The sequence below is a fragment of the Virgibacillus sp. 7505 genome, assembly GCF_002272135.1.
Taxonomy (GTDB): domain Bacteria; phylum Bacillota; class Bacilli; order Bacillales; family Amphibacillaceae; genus Terribacillus.
In genome coordinates, this window is the sequence record NZ_NPBF01000171.1 from 1 (window position 1) to 278 (window position 278).

A 278-nucleotide genomic window follows, 5' to 3' on the forward strand; every position below is an offset into this window, starting at 1 on the left:
CATAGACCGTTCCTTTTACGACAGACAAATCGACGCCATCAACAGCCCGATGCTTGCCAAACACTTTCACGAGGCCTTTCGCCTCGATCGCCTTTTCTTCTGTCATTTGCACCAACTATATTCAGCCCCCTTTTTTACCAACATTACTCCTATTCAGTCAAACGCTTATTTATGCTCAACGCCCAATCCACAAATGATCACGCCTTGCGCCTGACACTTGGAAAAATACGCCACATCGTGATGAGCGACAGCAAGACCGATGGCGCGCACTTTATTCC

General features: G+C 47.8%; 1 pseudogene. It reads right to left on the reverse strand.

The features are described 5' to 3' along the window. Positions 1-106 (reverse strand): annotated as a pseudogene (locus CHH91_RS21325) (daunorubicin/doxorubicin resistance ABC transporter ATP-binding protein DrrA); the annotation flags it as partial. Between the last annotated feature and the right edge of the window lie 172 nt (positions 107-278).